The following is a 22676-nucleotide window of genomic DNA, read 5'->3' on the forward strand; positions in this document are numbered from 1 at the left end:
AGCAATATGGATGATATTCTGATATATAAATATATATAATCTGGATATCGATAGTGAACAAATTTAGGAAATTTTTGCAATTGCAAATATTTAATTACCTTTGCATCCCTCTAAAAGTGAGGACATTGATATGAAACCACTCCGCGAATTTGATATAGCCTTTGTTGGATTAAAACCAGGGGTGCATTCATTTCAGTATGAGATCGGAGAAAGTTTCTTTGAGCATTTTGAAGGAGAAAGGGACTTCAGTGATTGTAAGGCGACGGTGAATTTGTCGCTGGACAAGAAGATTAATTTCTTTTTACTGAAGTTTGAGATCGGCGGTACGGTAACTGTTACCTGTGACCGTTGTGGGCAGCCTTACGAGCTGCAGCTCTGGGATGAGTTCAACCAGATTGTGAAAATGGTGGACAATCCCGAAGAAATGGCCAGCGAGGACGCAGATCCGGATGTAGCGTATATTTCCAAAACCGAAAGTCATCTGAACGTGGCGGAATGGGTATACGAGTTTATCCTGCTGAGCATTCCGATGCAACGTATCCATCCTGATACTGCTGATGGCAAAAGCGGATGTGATCCCAAGGTAATAGAAATGCTGGAACGTATGAACCAGCAGGCTAAAGAGAACGATAACCCAATCTGGAAAGGGTTGGATAAATTTAAGGACAATTAAAAATTAAATAAAATGCCAAATCCTAAACGCAGACATTCTCAGCAGAGATCAGCAAAGAGAAGAACGCATTATAAGGCGGTAGCGGATACATTAAGCACAGACAGCGCAACCGGTGAAGTGCACCTGAGACATCGTGCTCATTGGGTAGAAAACAAACTGTACTACAAAGGAAAAGTAGTGTTGGAAAAACAGAGCGCCGCTAAATAATTTATTTTACTATTTTTACCCGAGCTAACAAGACAAACTTGAGTTACATGAGAATCGGGCTTGATATGATGGGTGGCGATTTTGCCCCCGCAGCAGCAGTAAAAGGAGTAAAATTATTTTTAGACACCGTTGCATCTGATGCGCATCTGGTGCTGATTGGGGACGAGTCACAACTGGTCCCTTTATTAGCGGAAGCGCAGGTGGACCAATCAAAATATTCAGTTGTTCATTCATCCCAGGTCATTGGGATGAATGAACACCCTACCAAGGCACTGAAAGAGAAGCCACAATCCTCCATCTCTATTGGCTTTCATTTACTGAAAAATGAGAAGATAGATGCTTTCATCAGCGCAGGTAACACCGGCGCCATGATGGTAGGCACCTTTTATTCCATTAAAGCCATTGATGGTGTGCAACGCCCAACTATTTCTACCCTGGTCCCCCGTGAAAACGGTACACAAGGACTAATGCTGGATGTAGGTATCAACGCTGACTGTAAAGCTGAAAACCTGGTGCAATTTGCCATCCTTGGCTCCCTGTATTCCAAACACATCCTGAAGGTGGATAACCCGAAGGTGGGTCTGCTGAATATCGGCGAAGAAGAAGGCAAAGGCAACCTACTGGCTCAGGCCACCTATCCGCTGTTAAAAGAAAACAAACTAATCAATTTCATCGGTAATATCGAAGGCAGAGATGTTTTAACCGAAAAAGCCGATGTCATTGTATGTGAAGGTTTTACCGGCAACATTATCTTAAAAATGGCCGAATCCATCTACGACATCGCGTCCAGACGCAATATCAACGATGAATACCTGAACAAATTAGACTCAGAATCTTATGGCGGCACTCCCGTACTGGGCGTTTCAAAACCGGTTATCATCGGTCACGGTATCTCCCAGAACGTTGCCTTCAAAAATATGATCCTGCTGGCACAACAAATGATTGAAAGTAAACTGCTGGAAAAGATCCAAGAGAGCTTCCACAGCAACAACTAAGAGAAATAAGATATTGAAAAAGGGCAAACCGGATGGTTTGCCCTTTTTTTATTCCCGTCATTTTTGTCCCCAGGGCTAAAGCCCTGGGCTACGATGTTGTTCAAGTTCATAAGGGGGAATGGAGCATAATGGATGGGAAAGATGCTATCTGTAGCATATAGGCCGGAACTGTAACGGATGGAAGGTGACCGGAACTACAGATGGGAGAAAGACTTTGCTGCTAATATAGTGACCGGAACTGTAACGGATGGAAGAAAGACTTTGCTGCTAAATATAGTGACCGGAACTGTAACGGATGGGAGAAAGACTTTACTGCTAAATAGTGACCGGAACTGTAACAGATGGAAGAAAAACTTTACTGTTACCAGGATGAATGAAACAATGATGGTCAGGAAAAAGTTTTGCCCACCATTTACAAACTGTATCCCCCTTAAGAATTTGAATAACATCGTAGCCCCGGGCTTCAGCCCGGGGACGCGAATGATGGACGATTCCGCCCGAAAATATTGGAATGATCGATTATTGTCCGTCGTACAGCGGCAGTTTTACGTAGAAGGTAGTACCCTCATTGAGCTTGGTTTCAAACCAGATCTCCCCTCTTGTTTGTTCTGCAATGTTTTTACACATAGCAAGCCCTAACCCGGTGCCGGACGATTTGGTGGTGAAATTAGGCACAAAGATTTTAGACTGTACCTCGGGGGAAATCCCTCCCCCATTGTCTGCCACGCTTACAATCACGTAATGGTCGACCGTTTCCTGCAGCCGCACACGGATACGGCCTTCGGTATCTTCCGGAATAGCCTGGATAGCGTTGAGCAACAGATTGGTAAACAGCCGGTTCATCTGTGTTTTATCTGCAAATACGAAGAGCGGTCGTCCTGGTTCTATATATTCGATATTACAGTCTTCCTGTGTCTGATACAGCCCTGTCAGGGAGGACAATACTTCATTCAACTGCACCACTTCATTATTCGGCTCCCCAATACGGGCAAAAGCAGAGAAATCAGATGCGATATTAGACAGGTGTTCTATCTGCTCCACCAGCGTGCGGGCCACATTGGTAGACAGTTCTTTCACATTAGGCGAATCGCCGGCGATAGCGCGTTGCAGGTACTGTATGCTCAGCTTCATCGGTGTCAGCGGGTTCTTGATCTCGTGGGCCACCTGCCGCGCCATTTCTCTCCAGGCCCCTTCCCGCTCGCTCTTGGCCAGCCGGGCAGCGCTGACTTCCAGCTTGCGTACCATCTTATTGTATTCCTTTACCAGTGCACCGATTTCATCATCTTTCTCCCATTCAATTTCATCGTTGCGCTGCCCCAGGTTCACGTGCCGCAGCTTCTCCGTTACCAGTGAGAACGACCGTGTAATGGAGTTGGTGATTAACAGCGCCACCATCCCTGCAATGAGGAAGATAAAAGCGTTGAAATTGATCAAAGCCACCAGGAAGTTGGAGATCTGCTGGTTACGCTCCGTCTGCGTAGCGAAATAAGGCACATTGAGATAAGCCATGACATCACCGTTGCGATTGCGGAGTGGCATATAACCCGACAGGAACGGCATGGTGCCGATCTTTTCTGTCTGAATAAACTGGATATGCTGCAGGCGGGATATCTCATAGTAAGCCATAGGCTCCATTTTACCGGAGATAAGCCCTTTTTCCGTCATCAGTGGCTGGGTGGTAAGGCGCAGGTTACCGTCTGCATCATACACGTTGATATCGAGCGCGCGTTCATTGGCAATATTGCCCAAAGCGGCCGTCAGCTTCTCTTTAAACACAGGGTCGTACATGTTGTCGATCTCGTCCATGTCACGCTGATTGAGGAACACGGTCTCCACATCGGTGGCCACCTCTCCCATCGTTTTGCTGAGCTTTTCCCGGTTCTGCACTTCCGATCGCCAGATAAAGAACATGGTGGTGGTAATACCAAGTATGACGAAAGAGAAGACCACCACAAAAATGATGGTGCCGTGTACTTTTTTGCGGATACTGATATTGATCAATGCCCGGATGTTGCTAAGGCGCATCCTGGCCTTAATCAACAGATCGAACACTTTGTATATCACGATAATCAACAGGAACAGGCAGAACATGTAAGCAAAGAGCGTGATAAACTCAACGAACGTACGACTTTGTTTCACCACAAACACCACCTTCTCGGGAGAAGCCCGATAGATCATTTCGGAATGCCGGTCCACATCCTTGATAGTAAGTTCTCCGGGCGGCACATCACCGGGATACAGCCGGATAGGGAACGGATAATCACTGTAATGGCTTACCAGTACCCCTTTATCGTAGATCGCATAGGAGTAGTTGGCCTGCGATTCCCGGCTGCGGTCGTAGAGGTCGCCCTCCACCAGCAACTCCGGATACAGCCGTTCCTGGCTGAATATTTTGGGTTTGAGCACATATACCAGCCAGCCCGTTCCTGTATTGTCTACCGGGTTATGGAATTCTTTTTTACCGATATAGTTATAGTCGTTGAAACTGGGCTCGTAATAATAGAGGTCATTGCCACTGACGTCTGAAGGAGATACTTCTGACTCAAAGAACATGCGGCGGTTGAACGAGATGAGGCTGGTCGTATCGCCCGGATAGATAGGCTGACCGTTTTCATCATACGGATAAAACGTTACGTCGAAGCGGCTCAGGTATCCCTGAAAATAATTTTGCTGCAGCACTTCTTCCATGCGGGCTTTGGACTGTTTACTTCCCTTGTCCATAAAGAAGTACTGCATGTATTCATCGTGTTCAATTTTTTTGCCCAGATCGTTGAGCAGCATCTCCAGGTAAGGATCTTTCTGTTTGGAGAGGTCTGCAGCCAGCTTTTCACGGGCAGACAGCTCTTTCTGGTCGTTGTAATATACCAGGGCGCCGGAAGTGGTGACGGTGAGCAGGAAGAGCCAGAAGAGGAAAGGCACGGTGGCCACACTGCTTTCAAAACGATCGGCCAGGAAGTCGAGCAGCACAATATACAGCAGCAACCAGATGACCATGGCCACCGAGAAAGGCAGTTCCGGGTTGTGGATACGGAACAGCAGCCAGATAATGCCTACTGCTGCCAGCCACACGTATTTGGCGCGGTACTGGAAATTGGTGAGCTCATTGAGCAGATAATTGATGATCTGGGAGAAAAACAGGAAGCTGAAGGAGATAAACCCCAGCACCACAAATCCGATCAGGCTGTATTCCGTGAGGCTGAACGGGTTGGTGACATCGAATGAAATATGGGAGTCTATCACGAGGCTCTGGATCAGGTCAGCGAGGAACTGCTCCACCATGTATAGCAGGAGGCTGGCCACGATGATGACGATGCTTTGCAGCCAGCGTTTGCGGATAACAGGAAGGTTGATCGTTTTAACGTGTTCACGGAAAAACAGGATCATCCAGAAAGCCAGCAGCACGTTGAGCAGCAGGTCACCAAGGGAGTAGAATATTTCATCTTTCGCATAGATGACCGGATTGAATACGTTCAGTGCCCGGAAATTGAACGGGAAAGCATACACGTAGCTCAATACGCGGAGGCTGAAGACCACGAGGAAAAGGAACAGGAACCCATAGAGCGGGTTAGTATTTTTGGCCAGCAGCGTAGCGAACAGGTTAAAGAAAATGAGCACGCAGATACATCCCAGCACCCGCAGGATCACGCTGAGGGTATTGGGTGGCTGTGCGCGGATGCTTTTATTATAGTCCAGGAAAAAGAGGGTTTGATCGTTCCCGTTTTTTACCGGAAGGATGGTATGGTCTGGCAGGATGAGACTGGGGAGGTCCATATGGATGGCGTACTCTGGTCCCAGTTCTGATTTGTTATAAAAATGGCTGATGAGAAAGCTGTTTCTGATCGCATATTCCATGCGTACCGGAATGGCAGCCACGACAAAATGCTGATGATTGCCGGGTGTTTTCACCTGCCGGGTAATGATTTCGTAGTACCCGTTTTTCAGTTTCATGAACTGTGCGCCGGGTTGGAGCACATCCGGCATATCTTCCGGCTGTACCTGGCTGGTACTCCAGAAAGTAAGCCAGGTGCCCTGCGCGCTGGAGTCGTAGGCAAACACGAAATAGTCGCGTTTACCGATCCGTTCCAGTGTTTTATCATCATAGGAACGCTGAAAGAGGCTGTTGACCACCGAAGTGTCTTTCAGTAGTTTATCGAATGATTGTTCCCGCTGGTGCAGGCTTTTCTCGAGGCTCCTTTTCACGCCCTGCGGGGAAGAATAATAAGCCCAATAGTTGCTGAACAGGAAGGCGAAGGTGAACAGCCATGCTGCAACGATCAGAAGGTATCCGTGCCGGAGGAAAAAGAGACGTATTTCTTTTATATCAATCAAAAGAATTTAACTATTTAGAGATGTTGTTATTTAGTTTTTTGATTTACGAATTTTGGTATTTTGGTATTTTGATATTTATGGGTCCTTTATCCGGAGACACCCACCAATAACTAAATACCAAAATTTCTACATGCCTAACTCTTTGGCTTTATTCCAGAGTGTGTCCATTTCCGTTAGGTTCATATCGTTGAGGCGGCGGCCCTGTTCGAGCGCCAGCGCTTCCATATGCTGGAAGCGGCGCTGGAATTTTTTGTTGGTACGTTCCAATGCATTTTCCGCGTCGATATTGAGGAAGCGGGAGTAGTTGACCAGAGAGAACATGACATCTCCGAATTCCGCTTCGATAGCGTCCTGGTCGCCGGTGTTCACTACTTCTTCCAGTTCATTTACTTCTTCTTTTACTTTATCCCATACCTGGCTGGTGTTATCCCATTCGAAGCCGGTTTGTTTGGCTTTTTCCTGCAGGCGCATGGCTTTTACGAGGGCGGGGAGGGAAACGGGCACGCCGCTGAGGACAGATTTTTTGCCTTCTTTCAGCTTGATTTTTTCCCAGTTCAGTTTCACTTCTTCTTCGTCCTGTACTTTTACATCGCCGTAGATATGGGGGTGTCTGGTGATGAGTTTATCGCATACACCGTTAATGACGTCGTTGATATCGAATTGTTGTTTTTCGGAACCGATTTTTGCGTAGAAGACGATATGCAGGAGGATATCTCCCAGTTCTTCTTTGATGGACTTCCAGTCTTCCTCCGTGATGGCGTCCGCCAGCTCGTAAGTTTCCTCAATGGTCAGTTGCCGCAGTGTCTGGATGGTCTGTTTGCGGTCCCAGGGGCATTTCTCCCTTAAATCGTCCATTATCTGTAACAATCTGTCGAATGTAGCTGTCTTTTCCATAGCCGTAAAAATACAGAGAGATTTTGTCATTTTGGCATTTTGAAGCTGGCAGGTAATGGGGGTAAAATTGCTTTCTGATTAAAAGGCTTTTTAATTACATTTGCGAGCTGTAAAAAATTCAGCGATTTTAGTATTTGGCGACCGGGCAAATATCCGTTTAAACGAAGGTATCAGGGGCTGGTCGTCAACATAAAAAAATCCCAAAAAGTATTGATATGAATGCGAAACACATTACGCTTATTTCATCCGAACTGGGCATTTCCGCCAAACAGGCAGAGAACACCATGGTGTTATTGTCCGAGGGGTCTACAGTACCCTTTATCAGCCGTTACCGCAAGGAGATGACGGGCAGTCTGGATGAAGTGCAGATAGGTAAGATAGAAGACCTGCAAAAGCGTTACAAAGAAGTGGACGACCGTCGTGAGTTTATCATCAAAACCATTACGGAGCAGGAGAAAATGACCCCTGAGCTGCTGGAGAAACTGGAGAGCACCTGGGTGCTGGCAGAGCTGGAGGACATTTACCTTCCTTACAAGCCTAAACGCAAGACCCGCGCCACCGTGGCCATTGAGAAAGGGCTCGAGCCGCTGGCCAAACTGCTGTTTGAAGCGCAGGATGGCGATACCGGCGCTGCGGAGACATTCATCAATGAGCAGGTAGCCTCTTCAGAAGAAGCCCTGAAAGGCGCCCGCGACATCATCGCTGAATGGATCAATGAGAACGCCGAATGCCGTGACAAGCTGCGTAAGCTCTTTACCCATACCGGTAAAATGACTTCCAAAGTAGCCGAAGGCAAAGAGGAAGAAGGCAACAAATACAAAGACTATTTCGACTTTTCGGAAGACCTGCGCGAAGTGCCGTCCCACCGGGTACTGGCCATTCTGCGTGCCGAGTCTGAAGGTATATTGTTCAGCACCATCGCGCCCCAGGAAGAAGAGGCCATGGAGCTGATCAACAAACAATTTGTGACTGGTAAGGGCGCCGCTTCCGAGCAGGTGGCCAAAGCCGGCGCCGATGCTTACAAACGCCTGCTGCGTCCATCCCTGGAAAATGAATTCAGGGCGGTAGCTAAAGACAAGGCAGATACAGAAGCAATCGACGTATTTGCAGAGAACCTGCGTCAGCTGCTGCTCGCTGCGCCACTCGGCCCTAAAGCCGTGATCGCCATCGACCCGGGTTACCGTACCGGTTGTAAGACCGTAGCGCTGGACAATCAGGGCAATATGCTGGACCATGACGTGATTTTCCCCCTGGAAAAAAACTATAAAAGAGATGATGCCGAAGCCCTGCTGAAAAAATGGGTGAACCGGTACGATACCGCTGCGATTGCTGTAGGTAACGGTACCGCCGGCCGCGAAACGGAAGAATTCGTTAAAAAAATCGACTTCGGTAAAAAGATCAACGTGTTTATGGTCAACGAAAGCGGCGCCTCCGTGTATTCCGCTTCCGAAGTAGCCCGTGAAGAGTTCCCCGACCAGGACGTGACCGTGCGTGGCGCCGTATCCATCGGCCGCAGGCTGATAGATCCGCTGGCAGAACTGGTAAAGATCGACCCTAAATCCATTGGCGTAGGTCAATATCAACACGATGTGAACCAGTCGTCCCTGAAACAGAGCCTCGACCGTGTGGTAGTAAGCTGCGTGAACAACGTGGGCGTAAACCTCAACACCGCTTCCAAACACCTGCTGGCCTACGTTTCCGGCCTGGGTCCTTCCCTCGCTGAAAACATCGTGAAATACCGCAAGGAAAACGGCGCTTTCAGCAATCGTACGCAGCTGAAGAAAGTACACCGTCTGGGCGACAAAGCCTTTGAACAGTGTGCCGGCTTCCTCCGTATCGAAAATGGCGATAACCCACTGGACAACTCCGCCGTACACCCTGAACGCTACGCCCTCGTCAAAGAAATCGCCGAGAAACAGCACTGTAGCATTGAAGACCTGATCGGTCAGGAAGACCTGCGTAAAAAAATCAACCCGAAAGACTTCGTGCGGGAAGACGCCGGTATGCTCACCATTGAGGATATCCTGAAAGAGCTGGCCAAACCCAGCCGCGACCCGCGTGATGAAATCGCCATCTTTGAATACGCAGAAGGCATCCACAAAATCGAAGACCTGAAAGTAGGCATGGTACTGCCTGGCGTTGTTACCAACATCACTGCTTTCGGCGCGTTTGTGGACATCGGCGTAAAACAGGACGGTCTGGTGCATATCTCCCATATGTCCAATAAATTCATCAGCAACCCCAATGAAGCGGTGAAACTGAACCAGAAGGTACAGGTGACCGTTCTCGAAGTGGACATCGCCCGTAAACGTATCTCCCTGTCTATGAAAGACCAGGAGAAAGCCCAGGGCGGCGGCCCACGCAAAGAACGCCGTGATGATCGTCGTGACGCCCACCGCGAGGAGCGCAAAGGGAAACCTGCTAAAGAAGCGCCTTTGAATGATTTTCAGGCGAAGCTGGCAGCGTTGAAGAATAAATTTGATAAATAGTTCACGCAAAGACGCTGGTTCACGCAAAGGCGCAAAGCAGCAAAGCGCGCAAAGAATTATTTTTTTAGTATTATAAGAAAGCAAAGGAGCGAAGATCAAAAGGTGATCTTCGCTCCTTTGCTTTCTTATAATGTTTATATTTTTCTTTGCGCGCTTTGCTGCTTTGCGCCTTTGCGTGCACTACCGGTTGAGCCACTGTCTGAATTTCTTCGGGTAGAGGGTATCATTTCTCTCCGCGAAGATCATCACGTTTTTATGGAAGGAGTAAGCCGCGTAGACGATATCCCGGTCCATATCGACGGCGATGGCTGCTTCGTAGGGACCAGCTTCATCCGGCATACGGCCCTGATTAAAAAGGGTATTTTCGTCTACTTCGATGGGTGGACATACCTTAAAGCGTTCTACGAAGGTTTTGCGATTTTTGCCCAACAGGTGGTTGAGGCGGGATTTCAACGGTTCCTGTTCCAATAGTGCCACTTCTTCCGCGAACTGTCCGTTATACTGCTCAAATTTCTTCCAGGAGGCGATTCTGTCGGTTTGAATAGTATCGCCGTTGGCGATCATGGTATCTGTGGGGGGTGCAGTGGTGTCATCTGCCAGCATAACGGCCCTGATTTCCTGGGCAGGGCCATTACAGGCCACTGTGCAGCAGTTGATCAGGAGCATCGCTACAGGTAACAACTTAATGGTCATGGTTAAATTTTTAATCATCAATACAAACGGGTTGCCAAAAGCCGGCAGGTACCACTACCCTGCGGCCGCTAGTACGGGTTTAATCTGCTATATCAGGTTAACAATTCAAATAACAAAAAAGTTTAATAATTTTTCAATCTGTGTTGTGTAGCCTGTTATTTATTGTCCTTTAAAATCGGGGGTCCTTTTCTCCATAAATGCCTGCATCCCTTCTTTCTGGTCGGCGGAAGCGAAGAGCAGGTAGAAGTTTTTCCTTTCGAAGTGCAGGCCTTCATCGAGGGTGGTGTCAAATGCTTTGAGTACGGCCTCTTTCGCCATTTTTACCGCCAAAGGGGCCATAGCCGCCACTTCGTCAGCCAGTTTGATCGCTTCCTGCAGGAATAGTTCCACCGGCACCACGCGGTTGATCAGGCCAGCCTGCTGCGCTTCCTGTGCCGTGATAAAACGGCCGGTGAGCACCATCTCCATGGCGAGGGCCTTGCCTACTGCGCGGGTGAGCCGCTGTGTACCGCCGGCGCCGGGCATTACGCCCAGTTTAATTTCCGGTTGACCGAAACGGGCCGTCTCACTGGCTACTATCATATCGCAGAGCATCATCAGCTCGCAGCCGCCGCCCAGGGCGAAGCCGCTTACCGCCGCGATGATGGGCTTTTTGGTCCTTTTGATAGTATCCCAGGTGCTGAACTGGTCTGTATTAAACATATCGATAGCTGACTTTTCCGCCATCTGTTTGATATCAGCGCCCGCCGCGAAAGCTTTTTCATTGCCACTGAGGACGATAGCGCGTACCTGATCGTCCGCATCGAGAAGTTTCAGGGCATCGCGCAGTTCCCCCATCAGTTGAAGGTTCAGGGCATTCAGTTCTTTAGGTCTGTTGAGCTGGATGTGGGCCACATAAGGCGCCACTTGTTGGTGTATGATGATGAATTCCGGTTGCATCACTCAATTTAAAGAAAAAAGATAATATTTTATCTTTTCCTGTTGACATCAATAGACGGCCAGCACGCCCAATATTGTGAATACAAAAATTATCACTGCGATGGTGAAATATCCGCAGCATAGCAACATCGCTTTCACTGCCGATTTCCACCACGGCTGCTGGTAGGCATTTTTCAGTGCCAGCACCAGATAAAGAAATGCGCCCCAATAGGCCAGGTCCAGTGGCAGATCATCATGGACAAAATAACGTATTAACAGTCCCACAAAGAGGATGATAAACAGGAAAGAATGGATATGAATGGTGAAGATGGCATGATCGGTATATACCAGGTGCCGTTTGCGGTGGCTCCATTTCACCAGTAGCGCAAACAGGGGCATGAGGACGAACATGATCTTAGGCAGATTATGGACAAACATATCCTTCACCACTTGCTTACCGCTTTGTTTGTTTTCTCTCATTTTCGCGAGGCGGCGTTCTATCCCGGCTTCCAGACCGGTGTACCGTTTATCGGCAGGCAAGGACGCCTGAACGGAATCATATTCCGCCACACTTTTATAATCCGAACCTATATCACCCATCTCCACATCCGCCAGATCTGTTTGAATGCCCGGTTTGGCATTATGCCCTCTCTGGCTGTTGGCCAGGGTCAGGAAAAAAAGAAAAAAGACAAACGATATGAAGATATACAGCCTGATAGGATTCACATAACGCACCCTTCTGCCGGTCCAGTATTCTTTAGTAAGAAAGCCAGGACGTATGGTCAGGTATTTGAGCGATGTCAGCAACCTGGAGTCGTAATGAACGATATCCGCTACCACATGCCCAACGAGGTGACCGAAGCTTTCGTGTTGGACAGTGTTTTCCTGTCCGCAGTGAGGGCAATAACGTTCCGGCACTTCCGTATTGCAGTTGAGACAGTTTTTCTCAGAGCGTAAGTGTTGTGATTTCACGCGATATAGATAGTTGTATGATGAAATTTTAATCTATCCTGTCAGACTAACAATATTGCCAGGAACAGCATGATGAATACCGTCAACGCCACGACAAAATATCCGCAATAGAGCAGGGCCGCTTTCACCAGCGCCTTCCAAAATGCCTGTTGGTAGGCGTTTTTCAGCGCCAATATCAGATAGAGGAATATGCCCCAGTAGGTCAGGTTCAGCGGCGTTTCACTGTGGAGGAATAAACGTAGTCCCAGTGCCACAAAAAGAATGATAAACAGAAAAGCGTGAAAATGAATGGTGAAGATGGCGTGGTCGGTGTATACCAGTCCTCGTTTGCGATGGCTCCATTTTACCATTAGCGCGAACAACGGCATCAGAATGAACATTATTTTGGGCAGGTCATGGACAAACGTCTCCTTAAACACCTCCTGGGGGCCTTTTCTACCTTCCCCCATGCGTAGCAGGTTGCGTACTATGCGGTTTTCCAGGCCGGAGTTACGTTTATCTACCGGCAGGGATGCCTGTATAGAGTCGTATTCTGCCACGCTGCGATATTCCATGCCGCCGTCTCCGATTTGCACATCCCTGAGGCCTGATTTAATGACCGCCTTTTTTCCGTGGTCTTTCTGGCTGTTGGCCAGTGCCATAAAGAAGAAGAACACGAACGATATGAAAATATATAGTTTGATCGGATTCACATATCGCATCCTTTTGCCGGCCCAGTATTCTCTGGTCAGGAAGCCGGGGCGAAAGGTCAGGTATTTGAGTGTTGTCAGGAACTGGGAGTCGTAATGGAGGATGTCTGCCATCACATGGCCCACGAGATGGCCGAAGCTTTCGTGTTGGACAGTATTTTCCTGTCCGCAGTGAGGGCAATAACGTTCCGGCACCTCCGTATTGCAGTTGAGACAGTTTTTCTCAGAGCGTAAGTGTTGTGATTTCACGCGATGTAGCTTGTTGTTTGTGATCAGATGCGGGTCGTTCAGGATGTCATCAGACTGACAGCACTGCGAAAATGAATACCATGAACACCATTGCAGCAATAAACATATAACCGGTGAAAAGCAGTACTCCTTTGAGCAATGATTTCCGGAAAGACTGCTGATAGGCATTTCTCAACGCCAGTACCAGGTAGAGGAAGCCTCCCCAATACGCCAGGTTCAATGGCAGCTCATCATGAACGAAATACCGGAGTACCAGTCCCACAAAAAGGATGATAAACAGAAAGGAGTGGATATGAATGGTGAAAATGGCATGGTCCGTATATAGCAGTCCGCGTTTGCGATGGCTCCATTTTACCATTAACGCAAACAATGGCATCAGGAGGAACATGATTTTGGGCAGATTGTGGGTGAACATTTCGATGATTACGTCATCTGCTGTTTGGCCATCTTCTTTTAAGCCTGCGATACGGCGCTGCCAGCGGTATTCGATGCCAGTGAGCCTTTTATCCGGAGGAAGGGCAGCCTGCAACGAGTCAAATTCCTCGGTGCTGCTATAATTGGTGTCCATCGCGCTCAGGTTTACCACTTTATCATCTTGCTCTTTATCCTCTTTCTGGTGGGCAGTATTTTCCTTGTGCGCTGTTTTTTTCCTGTCGGTATGCTCAGCGGGCGAATGGGTGAGGATCGCTAAGAAGAGGAAAAATACGAAGGAGATAAAAATATACAGTTGGATGGGGTTTACGTAACGTTTCCTTCTGCCGGCCCAGTATTCTTTCGTGAGAAAGGCGGGGCGGATGACCAGGTATTTGAGGGTCGTCAGGAATTTGGAGTCGTAATGGACGATGTCTGCCACTACGTGACCAGCCAGGTGACCAAAACTCTCATGTTGTACCGTATTTTCCTGTCCGCAGTGTGTGCAAAAACGATCCGGCACCTCTGTACCGCAGTTGAGGCAAATTTTCTCTGACCGTAAAGGTTGTGTTTTCACGCGATTTAGATGGTTGTAATATGAAATCAGTCGCCAAGATAAATAATAATCGGCAGGTAGTTTATGCGGTTAAAAAATTTTAATATGAAAATTGCGTTTTACATTTGTCATAATTGTCACCATTAAAAAATCTGTGATCATACCTACATGAAGAAGACGATCCTATTGGCATTGGGAATGCTGACCATGGGCAGCAAAGCATATACACAGTTTTATTTTCAGGACATCTATAATACACAGCAGACGGTGGCTACCATGGCTTTGCTGAAAGCGAATAAAGTGCAGCTCCAGCGGGTGATGACGGTGGACGCCAATATGGAAATAGACCGGGATTTCCGTTGTGAGCGCAGCCTGAGTCCGACCTATCACCAGATGAAGTCGCAGACACAGTCTACCGCCACCGGCTATTCCGCTCTTACCTCCTCTTTCTCTGCCAAGGGGCAGTTGACCAAGACGGTGGACAGCTCTGCCGCCAGTATCACCACCACGTTATACCGCTACGACGCCCAGGGCAAACTGCAGTTTGTCAGCAGCAGCTCCGTGGCGCGGGAGAGCAAGATACGGTTCGATGAGAGCCGCAGCTACAGCTACGACAGCGCCGGGCACCTGCAGCAGATGGTCCAGAAAAAGAGCAACAGCACCGATTCCGCCCTGGTGACCTTTAAAACCGACAGTGCCGGCCACGTAACAGAAGAACTAGAACAACGCAAAGGGACACCCGCCAAACGCACGTTTTACAATTACGACAAAAGCGGGCAGTTGACCGACGTATACCGCTATCAGCCTGCGAAGAAACGTATGCTGCCCGACTATATCTTTGAATACAATACACAGGGACAGATCACGAAGATGACTACCGTCAATGCACAAACGTCGTCTTACACCATCTGGGAATACGAGTACCAGGGTAACGGGCTCCCTTCCAAAGAAACCTGCTATGGCAAAGGGAAAGAGCTGCTGGGCATGGTAAAATACAGCTATGAGCTGAACCCTTAGTTGCAGTTAAATTTTCTGGAATGCATAAATTCTTTTGGCTCAACGCTAAAAAAATTTTGCAGCTTCAAAAAGATTACTATCTTTGCAGTCCCAACGAAAAAAGCCAGTGCTAAAACGTTGAAAAAGTTCTTATATTAGACAATCTGCGGAAGTAGCTCATTTGGTAGAGCACGACCTTGCCAAGGTCGGGGTGGCCGGTTCGAGCCCGGTCTTCCGCTCCAGGTTTTACACCTTGATACCCTGGTGGTGGAATTGGTAGACACGCGGGACTTAAAATCCCGTTCGCAGCAATGCGAGTGTGGGTTCAACTCCCATCTGGGGTACATCATCAGAACTGGCGTTCTGAAAGTTGCTAAAAGGCATCGCGGAAGCGGTGCCTTTTTTGTTTTGTGATAGAATTGCTGAGTAACGCCGTGCCAGATCATAATTCCTGAGCGCTTAAACAGATCAGACACCCCGGAGTATAATTTGTATCAATAAGTCTTTACATCAGCCCCAGTTTCTTCATAGCCTTTATTCCATCTATGCTGGCAGGATTAAGTTCCAGCGATTTCTTATACATGCTTATGGCATCTTCCCGATACCCGGCTTCCAACAACGCCTCTCCGTAACTGTCGTAAGTATTGAAATCAGCCGGCTGCAGGAACGTATTGAGCTTAAATGTTTCCAATGCCCATTGCAAATGCTTCCGGGCCTTAGACCCGTAAAGGAAATCATATCCCAGGAAGTTTAGTTCTTTTGTATTAAAGTAATAGTTTGTGCTGTCCGCCATACAAAGATGTAATATACAGGCTGCATGATCTGTCCCCTGCTCCATCAATGCCCTGGCATATTCGCGGACGGCAGACTTCTTTAAGAACAGAGGAATTGCAGGTTTTCCATTCAGCATATACAAACAGGAGGTCACATTATCTCCCAGGGCGCTGTTGCCGTTTGTGTAAGCCACAATCGCCTGTTTACTGCTTAGGTTATGGTAGTAGAAAGTGGCCAGTCCAAATTTGAATCCTCCATGTCCTACTCCTTTTCCGTAACCTGGCATTCTAAATATTTCCCAGCCCAGTCCATATTGTCCAACACCATCTCCTAACATCGTATCCATATGCGCTTCATATTCTTTTCCATTATTTAGTTTAACCGGGGTAATAGCTTCTTCCACACTGGAAAGCGATATCAATTTCCCGATAAAAAAAGCGTTATCGAATTTCAGCATATCATCCATTGTAGTGATTACATTGGAAGACCCCATACTTCCGCTGTTGTTATACTCTGTATATCGGTAACGAGCTACTTTGTTGGCCTCCAGCCAGGCCGTATCATAGAAGGTTGGTTTCAACTGTTGTTTTACCACCAAGGTATCATAAGCACGATTAATACCAGTGATATAAGTATTTTTCATACCCGCCGGTTTTAAAATATACTTCTCCACGTATGCAGGAAAATCTAGTCCGGAAACCTTTTCCACTATCAAAGCCAGCAGATTGAATCCAGTATTACAATACCTGAACTCATCTCCCGGTTTAAAATACAGCCCTTTTGTCCACTGCTTTAACAAAGGCAATACATCAGCATTTGTGATGACCGTATCAGGATATTGCTTCACCAATTCGTCAAATAGCTCTAGGTTGGGTAACCCTGAAGTATGTGTTAACAGGTGACGTAAGGTAACGCCGGGAAATGGGAAGCCGGGAAGATACCTGCTGACTTCATCTTCCAACTTTAGCTTTCCTTTGTCTTTTAACTGAAGAATGGCAGTAGAAGTAAATATTTTAGAAATAGACGCAAGGTTAAAACGCGACTGTTCCGTATTCTTCTGTTGCGCGGCATAATTCGCATATCCACCTGAAAAAGCATATACCTTATGCCCGTTTTCCGCCAATGCAATACCACCATCGTAAAGCTGATGCGCCGAAAGGGTATCAAAATAGTTTTTAAACGCGAAATCCCTGTCCTGAGCTGGAGCACTGACAGATAACAGGCAAATTATTCCGATAATCATTGATCTCATCATGTATGCATTTAGAAGACAAGACAATGATATCATTTCCTGTTAACGGACCTTCTCCGATGGGATGAACAGGGCGAATTTGTGATGAAAGATGCGTTTTGAGGTTTCGTTATGTTATCAGGTTGTAGCTTTTACGGCACGTTATATAAAAGACATTGGGCTGATTGCTGTAAACAGGTACTAAAATAAGTGATATAGACTCCAGAACGAAAATTTATCTGCCAGTGGATCTATACAATGGATACAGGTGTTTACTTTTTTACCCATCCGACGTCAGTAAGACGAACTGAAGACAAATCAACTTGTTGTTGTAGAAGCATGTTGTTTATACCTTCTTTTAGATGTCGCAAGTTTTTTACATCGTGCTGTTGTACCAGTCCCTGATAAGTTGTCATTGCCAACATAGCAACCAATACCATATTTTCGCTGACTTCCTGCTTTTCCCGATCGCTCATGCCATTCAAAAATGTGCCACGAGACAGGCCTGGGGCCAGTTGATTATAGCCAGCAATGATTTGTTTATCGGACGCGGCTTTTTCATTTATAATCTGCCACATTACCGTGTAATATGTTACCGTAACATCGACAACGTTATTTATAGATAATCCCAAATTGGTTAATCGTTGACTTGCGTCCCTCTGTAAGGCTCCTCCGTTAACAATTTTTGCAATATCATTTTTCTTATCAGGGCTTGCTTTTGCTATCCGGGTGATAAACATGGCATTTACTTTTTGGGTAACTGCCGGATCTGGTATAAATTTTCCGCTGGTGATTTTTACAGGTACTGAAGAAATTTTCGCCGGAGGCAAAGCAGCAAATATATTCACCTGCTTTCCCGGAGATGTGTTTTTACTATGTGTTCTGGATGCCAGTTCTTCATTAACAATATCTTCTCGCAAAATATTTCCTACAGCCACGTTGCTTGTTTGGACTGCTCCCTGGTATGCCGACAGATAAATATCTTGTGCTGACAAAACCAGTGAAATACAGCATCCAGTTACAATCAATAAACACCTGAAAATAGGAAGGTTTTTCATATTAAATTTATTTTGTGATTAACAAAGTGAAGTTAATTCAATTTAGAAAGATTCTGTTAAACATATTTGATAACATAATTATATTTATCGCATATGTATACTTTTGTCGCAGCTGTGTTACAAGGCAGTGAAATGTTCATAAATGAATCAACAAAGCAATACTCTTGTGTATATATATAATCAGTAAATGATTTATGATAATGCCGGTTGAAATTTACTGAACCTGGCGCTAAAGAAATGTGGTAGTTCAGTTAATCGACTAATATTCTTTATTTTTAAGATAAAACCATAAACTGATGAAACCTCAATTAGTTCTGTTGTTTTGCTTAACCGCCTTGTTACTGAATTCCTGTAGCAAGAAAGACACCCCAGCCCGAACAGAGAAAGTGTTGTTTCAGTCTGATTTCCGGAATTCCGGTCAGCGATGGTGGACAGGCAGCTCTCCATCAGATTCATTAGACGCCGGAGTGCAAAATGGCTACTATGTTATTTCTAATCGTAGCCGGGTAAAACCATATTGGATTACCACTGACTCTATTTTTGCTGGCGTACAGGGCAATATGTCCGTCGAGATTAGTACCGAGATCATAAGTGGGGGAACCAGCAATTTGGCCGGGTTAGCCTGGGCAGATAATGGAACAACCGGTTCCTGCTTCGCTGTTGTTCCCGGCAAAAGGTATTTTGTTGCATGGAAAGACAATCCTGGTGCTGCTGTTACCCTCTATAAGGATTATACCGTCAACGATGCTGTTAGCCAAAAGGTAAATGTTTTGAAGCTCTCAAAACAGGACGGTACCCTGCATTTCGTCATCAATGGAGTAGAAGTATTTAATATGTCTTCAGCGGGGCAGCAATTCGACAGATCTGGCTTCGTGGTTGGTCCTAATACTGTAATGCATGTTTACTACTATAAGGCTATGCAATTACCATAACCCAATGTACAATGTAAAGTTGTCAATGGTAACACCAATGGAAGCATTAAATATCGGCAATGGTAATCAGGATGCCGTATATTTCAGAAGATGAGGTGATTTTTCCGAAGCACCTCTCCCATCTGAGATAGACCATCGATCAATAGAGAATAGCACTGACGCTGGCTGCCCATTTTTGTTTTGACCACTTGACCCCAAAACAATTTTCTGCCATTCGGCGAAGGTATTGTCTTCGTCTTTAAACGCTATGGCAGATCAGCCGGACTTTCGTAATTTCATCAACATGAAACATCCATTTCAGTGTATCGACTGGAGCGCTATTGCTCCCTCAACCCATCTCGGCACTACCGGCGAAGCCTTATGGCAAACGCTTCAGCTGCCCGGTCTGCGCCTGCGCATTGTGACCTACTCTCCCGGCTACCTCGCCGACCATTGGTGCCAAAAGGGACATATTGTTCATTGCCTGGAAGGCAGCTTCATCAGCGAGTTGGATAACGGAGAGCAGTTTGAACTGCAGCAGGGCATGACTTACGTCGTTTCCGATGATCTGAGCAGTCACCGGTCCAGTACGGAATCGGGGGTCAAACTATTGATTGTGGACGGGGATTTTTTGAAGTAGCCTATAAAATAAATAGAATGGCCAAGGCAACGCTGCCTTGGCCATTCTATTGTTATGCTTTAGTAGCATTTAAGCTAGCAATAATAGCCCTAAAACTTTCCAAACCGGCTTCCAGATTCTCGATTATATCCTCCGCCAATTCATCCGGGTCTGGCAAATTATCCAAGTCGGCCAATGACTTATCTTTCAACCAGGTAATATCCAGACTCGTTTTATCTCTTGCAATAATTTGTTCATAAGAAAACTTCCTCCATCTGCCCTCCGGATTTGCGTCACTATATGTTTCCGTTCGTTTGTGTCGGTTCTCCGGATTATAGCACACGATAAAATCCCTGAGATCTTCCAGTTTAAGAGGATTCTTCTTTAATGTGTGATGGACATTTGTTCTATAATCATATACCCAAATCTCTTTTGTCCATGGGTCTTTGCTCGCAGGCTTGCCATCAAAAAACAATACGTTGGCTTTTACACCATTGGCATAAAAGATCCCCGTTGGCAAACGCAGTATTGTATGCAAGTCGGTTGTCTCCAATAACCTCTTTCTAACCGTTTCTCCGGCTCCTCCTTCAAACAATACGTTATCGGGGAGCACAACCGCCGCCATGCCAGTAGTTTTCAGCATAGATTTAATATGCTGTACAAAATTCAGCTGCTTGTTACTGGTAGTCACCCAGAAGTCCTGGCGATTGTAGGTAAGATCTTCCTTTTCCTGCTCTCCCTCTTCATTGGTAAATGTCATGCTGCTTTTCTTCCCGAAAGGAGGATTGGCCAGTACATAGTCATAGCGGGTTTCAGAAGCTGAGATCAATGAATCATTGGGAGAGATCATCACCTGCTCACTATCAATATCACCAATATTGTGAAGGAACATATTCATCAACGCCAGACGCCTGGTGCTTGCCACTATTTCGTTACCGAAGAAGGTATTGTATTTCAGGAACTGCTTTTGAGCTTTGTCCAATGACAGGTTATCCGTCATCCAATCATACGCAGCCAGGAAGAAGCCACCCGTACCACAAGCCGGATCAGCAATCGTTTTCATCGGTTCCGGACGTAAACATTCTACCATGGCTTTAATCAGCGGCCTTGGTGTAAAGTACTGTCCCGCCCCACTTTTGGTATCCTCTGCATTCTTTTCCAGTAACCCTTCGTAAATATCACCTTTATCTTTCACCCCCATTAATACCCACTGCTCTGCATTTATCAACGCAATAAGTTTGTAGAGCTTAGCCGGATCTGTAATTTTATTTTGGCTTTTGGTGAATATCTGCCCAAGGATACCTTTCTCTTTTGCCAACTCACGTAACAGATGATTATAATGCACCTCCAGCGCATCACCTGTTTTATTGGTTAAAGTCTGCCAGTTATAAGCCGCAGGAATAGGCATTTTCCGGTTGTGCGGCGGATGGGTATATTCATCTGCCATTTTCAGGAACAATAGGTAGGTTAATTGCTCCAGATAGTCACCATACCCCACACCGTCATCCCGCAGTGTATTGCAAAAAGCCCAAACTTTACTAACAATACTGGAAGTATTGACAGCCCTGCTTTCCGTTATTATTTTATCTTCTTTTATAGTTGCTGTTTTCTTCGCCATGACTTCTCGTTAGATTAATTTTCCTTCGAATGCTTTTTTGAGAATGGATTGTTTGAGTGCTTCTGCCTGTTGCAAGCTTTGATTTATCATTTCTTCTAACTTATCAGTTAAGCTAAGACGACTTTCGATTTCTTGCACAATTTTTTGTTGTTCAACGATTGGTGGCACGGGTACCTCTAGCATTCCAATTCTATTTAAAGCTAGTTTGCCAAGAGTTGCTGAAAGAATTTTACTCTTAATATTGGATTGACATACTGCTGAGTTAATCCAATAAGCCAGATATTTATTATTAACATTTATTAAATCAATGATTTTCGCGGCATTTTCTGTCAATATTGAGTTCCCAATATTATCGGGAATAATTCCAGCATCGCCAATGCAAGCGCCGACAATAGTAATGTAAACCTCTCCTCCAGTTACTTTATACCTAGTTAATGCTTTGTAAGTTTCTTCATTAATATAAGTTGGCTTATTTGTAACGGTTCCGTATTTCAAATTGCCAGCCATAATATAAACATAGTCAGTAGGCTCTTCCGAATATTGATGTTTGGGCGGTAGTCTTTTTCCTCCTTTTATTTTTGCGACTTCATCAATGGACTTCCATGTCCAACCCTCTGGCAATTCACCTTCCTTTACAATCTCATTTGTCAATCTCCCTTCAAATGCCCACTTCAATACACTTTGCCTATATGTTTTTAATTGTTGCTGGGCAGTACGTAGACTTTCTACGCCTTTATCTACCTCACTGAAGAGTTCTTCAATTTTGGAAACGATGGCTTGTTGAGTAGATATAGAAGGGCATGGGAAATTAATGTTTAAATAATCGTTAAACCTCAAATTCCTAAGATTATTACTCCCGTTTTGATATTTTGTTATATCCGCAGAATGATAAAAATACCTTAGAAAGAAGTTAAGAAATTTAGAATCAACATCGGATTTCGGCCTCAATAGTCTCAAAAAATTTGTCGATATCTTTGGAATTTGAGCTTCAAAATTCAAAACCGACTGATCTATCAAAATACTTCTACCAACAGGCTGCTCTGGTCCCCCACCCGATATTTCAACTAAAATATCACCACTGACTAGCTTCCTCTTCTCGATATTTGCTTTTTTAATCTTCCTCAATGATGCTGTCTTCCCCTTTTCTGTTTCCCAGTTTTTAATTTCAGTGGCTCTAATACAATATGCGAAAGAGTAGCCAGGGTCGTCATAGTCCGGATCTTTACCCCAATCCCCACCTATAACATAGTCTAATGCCTCCTCTAATTTTATCAGTTTCCAATCAGTCATCAATTAAAATATTTTTATAATCAGTTGTATTCGTAAATAATTTTCTCATTAGAACAAAGTTTATTAGAACTTTAAAAAACATATAACACGGCGTACTTCAGTTT

General features: G+C 45.8%; 18 protein-coding genes and 2 tRNA genes. 9 read left to right on the forward strand and 11 right to left on the reverse strand.

Features of this window, described 5'->3' with window-relative positions; translation table 11 throughout:
- Positions 1–130 precede the first annotated feature (130 nt).
- The 3 genes from ICL55_RS14580 to plsX are packed head-to-tail and all read left to right on the forward strand — an operon-like array spanning position 131 to position 1875.
- Entirely contained in the window at positions 131–673 is a 543-nt protein-coding gene (locus ICL55_RS14580; RefSeq protein WP_188098463.1) for a YceD family protein, read from the forward strand.
- A gap of 12 nt (positions 674–685) precedes the next feature.
- The gene (gene rpmF, locus ICL55_RS14585) at positions 686–880 is read left to right on the forward strand and encodes a 50S ribosomal protein L32 (protein ID WP_073079237.1); all 195 of its coding nucleotides are present in this window, start codon (positions 686–688) and stop codon (positions 878–880) included.
- 47 nt (positions 881–927) lie between these two features.
- A complete protein-coding gene (plsX, locus tag ICL55_RS14590; protein WP_188098465.1) occupies positions 928–1875 on the forward strand; it encodes a phosphate acyltransferase PlsX in 948 nt (315 codons plus the stop codon).
- Positions 1876–2394: 519 nt separating this feature from the next.
- Here the strand turns inward: plsX and ICL55_RS14595 are convergent.
- Entirely contained in the window at positions 2395–6204 is a 3810-nt protein-coding gene (locus tag ICL55_RS14595) for a sensor histidine kinase (RefSeq protein ID WP_188098467.1), read from the reverse strand.
- Between the two features lie 126 nt (positions 6205–6330).
- A complete protein-coding gene (gene mazG, locus ICL55_RS14600) occupies positions 6331–7098 on the reverse strand; it encodes a nucleoside triphosphate pyrophosphohydrolase (RefSeq protein ID WP_188098469.1) in 768 nt (255 codons plus the stop codon).
- 215 nt (positions 7099–7313) lie between these two features.
- Here mazG and ICL55_RS14605 point away from each other — a divergent pair, with 215 nt between their 5' ends.
- Positions 7314–9587: a Tex family protein gene (locus tag ICL55_RS14605; protein WP_188098471.1), complete on the forward strand. Its 2274-nt coding sequence runs from the start codon at positions 7314–7316 to the stop codon at positions 9585–9587.
- Between the two features lie 180 nt (positions 9588–9767).
- On the opposite strand, the gene ICL55_RS14610 is transcribed toward ICL55_RS14605, so the two are convergent.
- The 5 genes from ICL55_RS14610 to ICL55_RS14630 all read right to left on the reverse strand — a co-directional run bounded on the left by ICL55_RS14610 (position 9768) and on the right by ICL55_RS14630 (position 14096).
- Entirely contained in the window at positions 9768–10280 is a 513-nt protein-coding gene (locus tag ICL55_RS14610) for a hypothetical protein (RefSeq protein ID WP_188098474.1), read from the reverse strand.
- A 159-nt stretch (positions 10281–10439) separates the two neighbouring features.
- Entirely contained in the window at positions 10440–11219 is a 780-nt protein-coding gene (locus tag ICL55_RS14615; protein ID WP_188098476.1) for an enoyl-CoA hydratase-related protein, read from the reverse strand.
- A gap of 48 nt (positions 11220–11267) precedes the next feature.
- The gene (locus ICL55_RS14620) at positions 11268–12170 is read right to left on the reverse strand and encodes a DUF3667 domain-containing protein (protein WP_188098478.1); all 903 of its coding nucleotides are present in this window, start codon (positions 12168–12170) and stop codon (positions 11268–11270) included.
- 41 nt (positions 12171–12211) lie between these two features.
- Positions 12212–13108: a DUF3667 domain-containing protein gene (locus ICL55_RS14625; protein WP_188098480.1), complete on the reverse strand. Its 897-nt coding sequence runs from the start codon at positions 13106–13108 to the stop codon at positions 12212–12214.
- Positions 13109–13157: 49 nt separating this feature from the next.
- Positions 13158–14096 carry a DUF3667 domain-containing protein gene (locus tag ICL55_RS14630; protein ID WP_188098482.1) on the reverse strand — a complete coding sequence of 313 codons (939 nt, stop codon included), beginning with the start codon at positions 14094–14096 and terminating at the stop codon, positions 13158–13160.
- Between the two features lie 147 nt (positions 14097–14243).
- On the opposite strand from ICL55_RS14630, the gene ICL55_RS14635 reads away from it, so the two are divergent.
- The 3 genes from ICL55_RS14635 (at position 14244) to ICL55_RS14645 (ending at position 15415) form a co-directional block, all read left to right on the forward strand.
- Positions 14244–15092 carry an RHS repeat domain-containing protein gene (locus ICL55_RS14635; RefSeq protein WP_188098484.1) on the forward strand — a complete coding sequence of 283 codons (849 nt, stop codon included), beginning with the start codon at positions 14244–14246 and terminating at the stop codon, positions 15090–15092.
- A 145-nt stretch (positions 15093–15237) separates the two neighbouring features.
- Positions 15238–15313: transfer RNA gene (locus ICL55_RS14640), tRNA-Gly, on the forward strand.
- Between the two features lie 16 nt (positions 15314–15329).
- Positions 15330–15415 (forward strand) — tRNA-Leu (locus tag ICL55_RS14645).
- 161 nt (positions 15416–15576) lie between these two features.
- Here the strand turns inward: ICL55_RS14645 and ICL55_RS14650 are convergent.
- Together ICL55_RS14650 and ICL55_RS14655 are read right to left on the reverse strand one after the other, a co-directional pair.
- Positions 15577–17097, reverse strand: a complete 1521-nt coding sequence (locus ICL55_RS14650; protein WP_188098486.1) for a serine hydrolase domain-containing protein — start codon at positions 17095–17097, stop codon at positions 15577–15579.
- Between the two features lie 251 nt (positions 17098–17348).
- On the reverse strand, positions 17349–18134 hold the full coding sequence (locus tag ICL55_RS14655) for a DUF6683 family protein (RefSeq protein WP_188098488.1): 786 nt from the start codon (positions 18132–18134) through the stop codon (positions 17349–17351).
- Between the two features lie 296 nt (positions 18135–18430).
- On the opposite strand from ICL55_RS14655, the gene ICL55_RS14660 reads away from it, so the two are divergent.
- Together ICL55_RS14660 and ICL55_RS14665 are read left to right on the forward strand one after the other, a co-directional pair.
- Positions 18431–19066, forward strand: coding sequence for a hypothetical protein (locus ICL55_RS14660; protein WP_188098490.1), 636 nt, complete (start codon positions 18431–18433; stop codon positions 19064–19066).
- A gap of 283 nt (positions 19067–19349) precedes the next feature.
- Positions 19350–19685 (forward strand): DHCW motif cupin fold protein, encoded by a 336-nt coding sequence (locus ICL55_RS14665; protein ID WP_188098492.1) that lies wholly within the window; start codon positions 19350–19352, stop codon positions 19683–19685.
- A 52-nt stretch (positions 19686–19737) separates the two neighbouring features.
- Here ICL55_RS14665 and ICL55_RS14670 read toward each other — a convergent pair whose 3' ends face one another.
- On the reverse strand, positions 19738–21282 hold the full coding sequence (locus tag ICL55_RS14670) for a class I SAM-dependent DNA methyltransferase (protein WP_188098495.1): 1545 nt from the start codon (positions 21280–21282) through the stop codon (positions 19738–19740).
- Between the two features lie 9 nt (positions 21283–21291).
- On the reverse strand, positions 21292–22572 hold the full coding sequence (locus ICL55_RS14675; RefSeq protein ID WP_188098497.1) for a restriction endonuclease subunit S: 1281 nt from the start codon (positions 22570–22572) through the stop codon (positions 21292–21294).
- Positions 22573–22676 lie beyond the last annotated feature (104 nt).

This window comes from Chitinophaga varians, assembly GCF_014529945.1.
GTDB lineage: Bacteria > Bacteroidota > Bacteroidia > Chitinophagales > Chitinophagaceae > Chitinophaga > Chitinophaga varians.

Excerpts from the sequence above, each read along its gene's own strand:
- ICL55_RS14655 (WP_188098488.1), bottom strand. The coding sequence starts at position 18,134 with ATGAAAAACCTTCCTATTTTCAGGTGTTTATTGATTGTAACTGGATGC.
- ICL55_RS14580 (WP_188098463.1), top strand. The coding sequence starts at position 131 with ATGAAACCACTCCGCGAATTTGATATAGCCTTTGTTGGATTAAAACCA.
- mazG (WP_188098469.1), bottom strand. The coding sequence starts at position 7,098 with ATGGAAAAGACAGCTACATTCGACAGATTGTTACAGATAATGGACGAT.
- ICL55_RS14665 (WP_188098492.1), top strand. The coding sequence starts at position 19,350 with ATGAAACATCCATTTCAGTGTATCGACTGGAGCGCTATTGCTCCCTCA.
- plsX (WP_188098465.1), top strand. The coding sequence starts at position 928 with ATGAGAATCGGGCTTGATATGATGGGTGGCGATTTTGCCCCCGCAGCA.
- ICL55_RS14675 (WP_188098497.1), bottom strand. The coding sequence starts at position 22,572 with ATGACTGATTGGAAACTGATAAAATTAGAGGAGGCATTAGACTATGTT.
- ICL55_RS14670 (WP_188098495.1), bottom strand. The coding sequence starts at position 21,282 with ATGGCGAAGAAAACAGCAACTATAAAAGAAGATAAAATAATAACGGAA.
- ICL55_RS14615 (WP_188098476.1), bottom strand. The coding sequence starts at position 11,219 with ATGCAACCGGAATTCATCATCATACACCAACAAGTGGCGCCTTATGTG.
- rpmF (WP_073079237.1), top strand. The coding sequence starts at position 686 with ATGCCAAATCCTAAACGCAGACATTCTCAGCAGAGATCAGCAAAGAGA.
- ICL55_RS14635 (WP_188098484.1), top strand. The coding sequence starts at position 14,244 with ATGAAGAAGACGATCCTATTGGCATTGGGAATGCTGACCATGGGCAGC.
- ICL55_RS14610 (WP_188098474.1), bottom strand. The coding sequence starts at position 10,280 with ATGACCATTAAGTTGTTACCTGTAGCGATGCTCCTGATCAACTGCTGC.
- ICL55_RS14660 (WP_188098490.1), top strand. The coding sequence starts at position 18,431 with ATGAAACCTCAATTAGTTCTGTTGTTTTGCTTAACCGCCTTGTTACTG.
- ICL55_RS14605 (WP_188098471.1), top strand. The coding sequence starts at position 7,314 with ATGAATGCGAAACACATTACGCTTATTTCATCCGAACTGGGCATTTCC.
- ICL55_RS14650 (WP_188098486.1), bottom strand. The coding sequence starts at position 17,097 with ATGAGATCAATGATTATCGGAATAATTTGCCTGTTATCTGTCAGTGCT.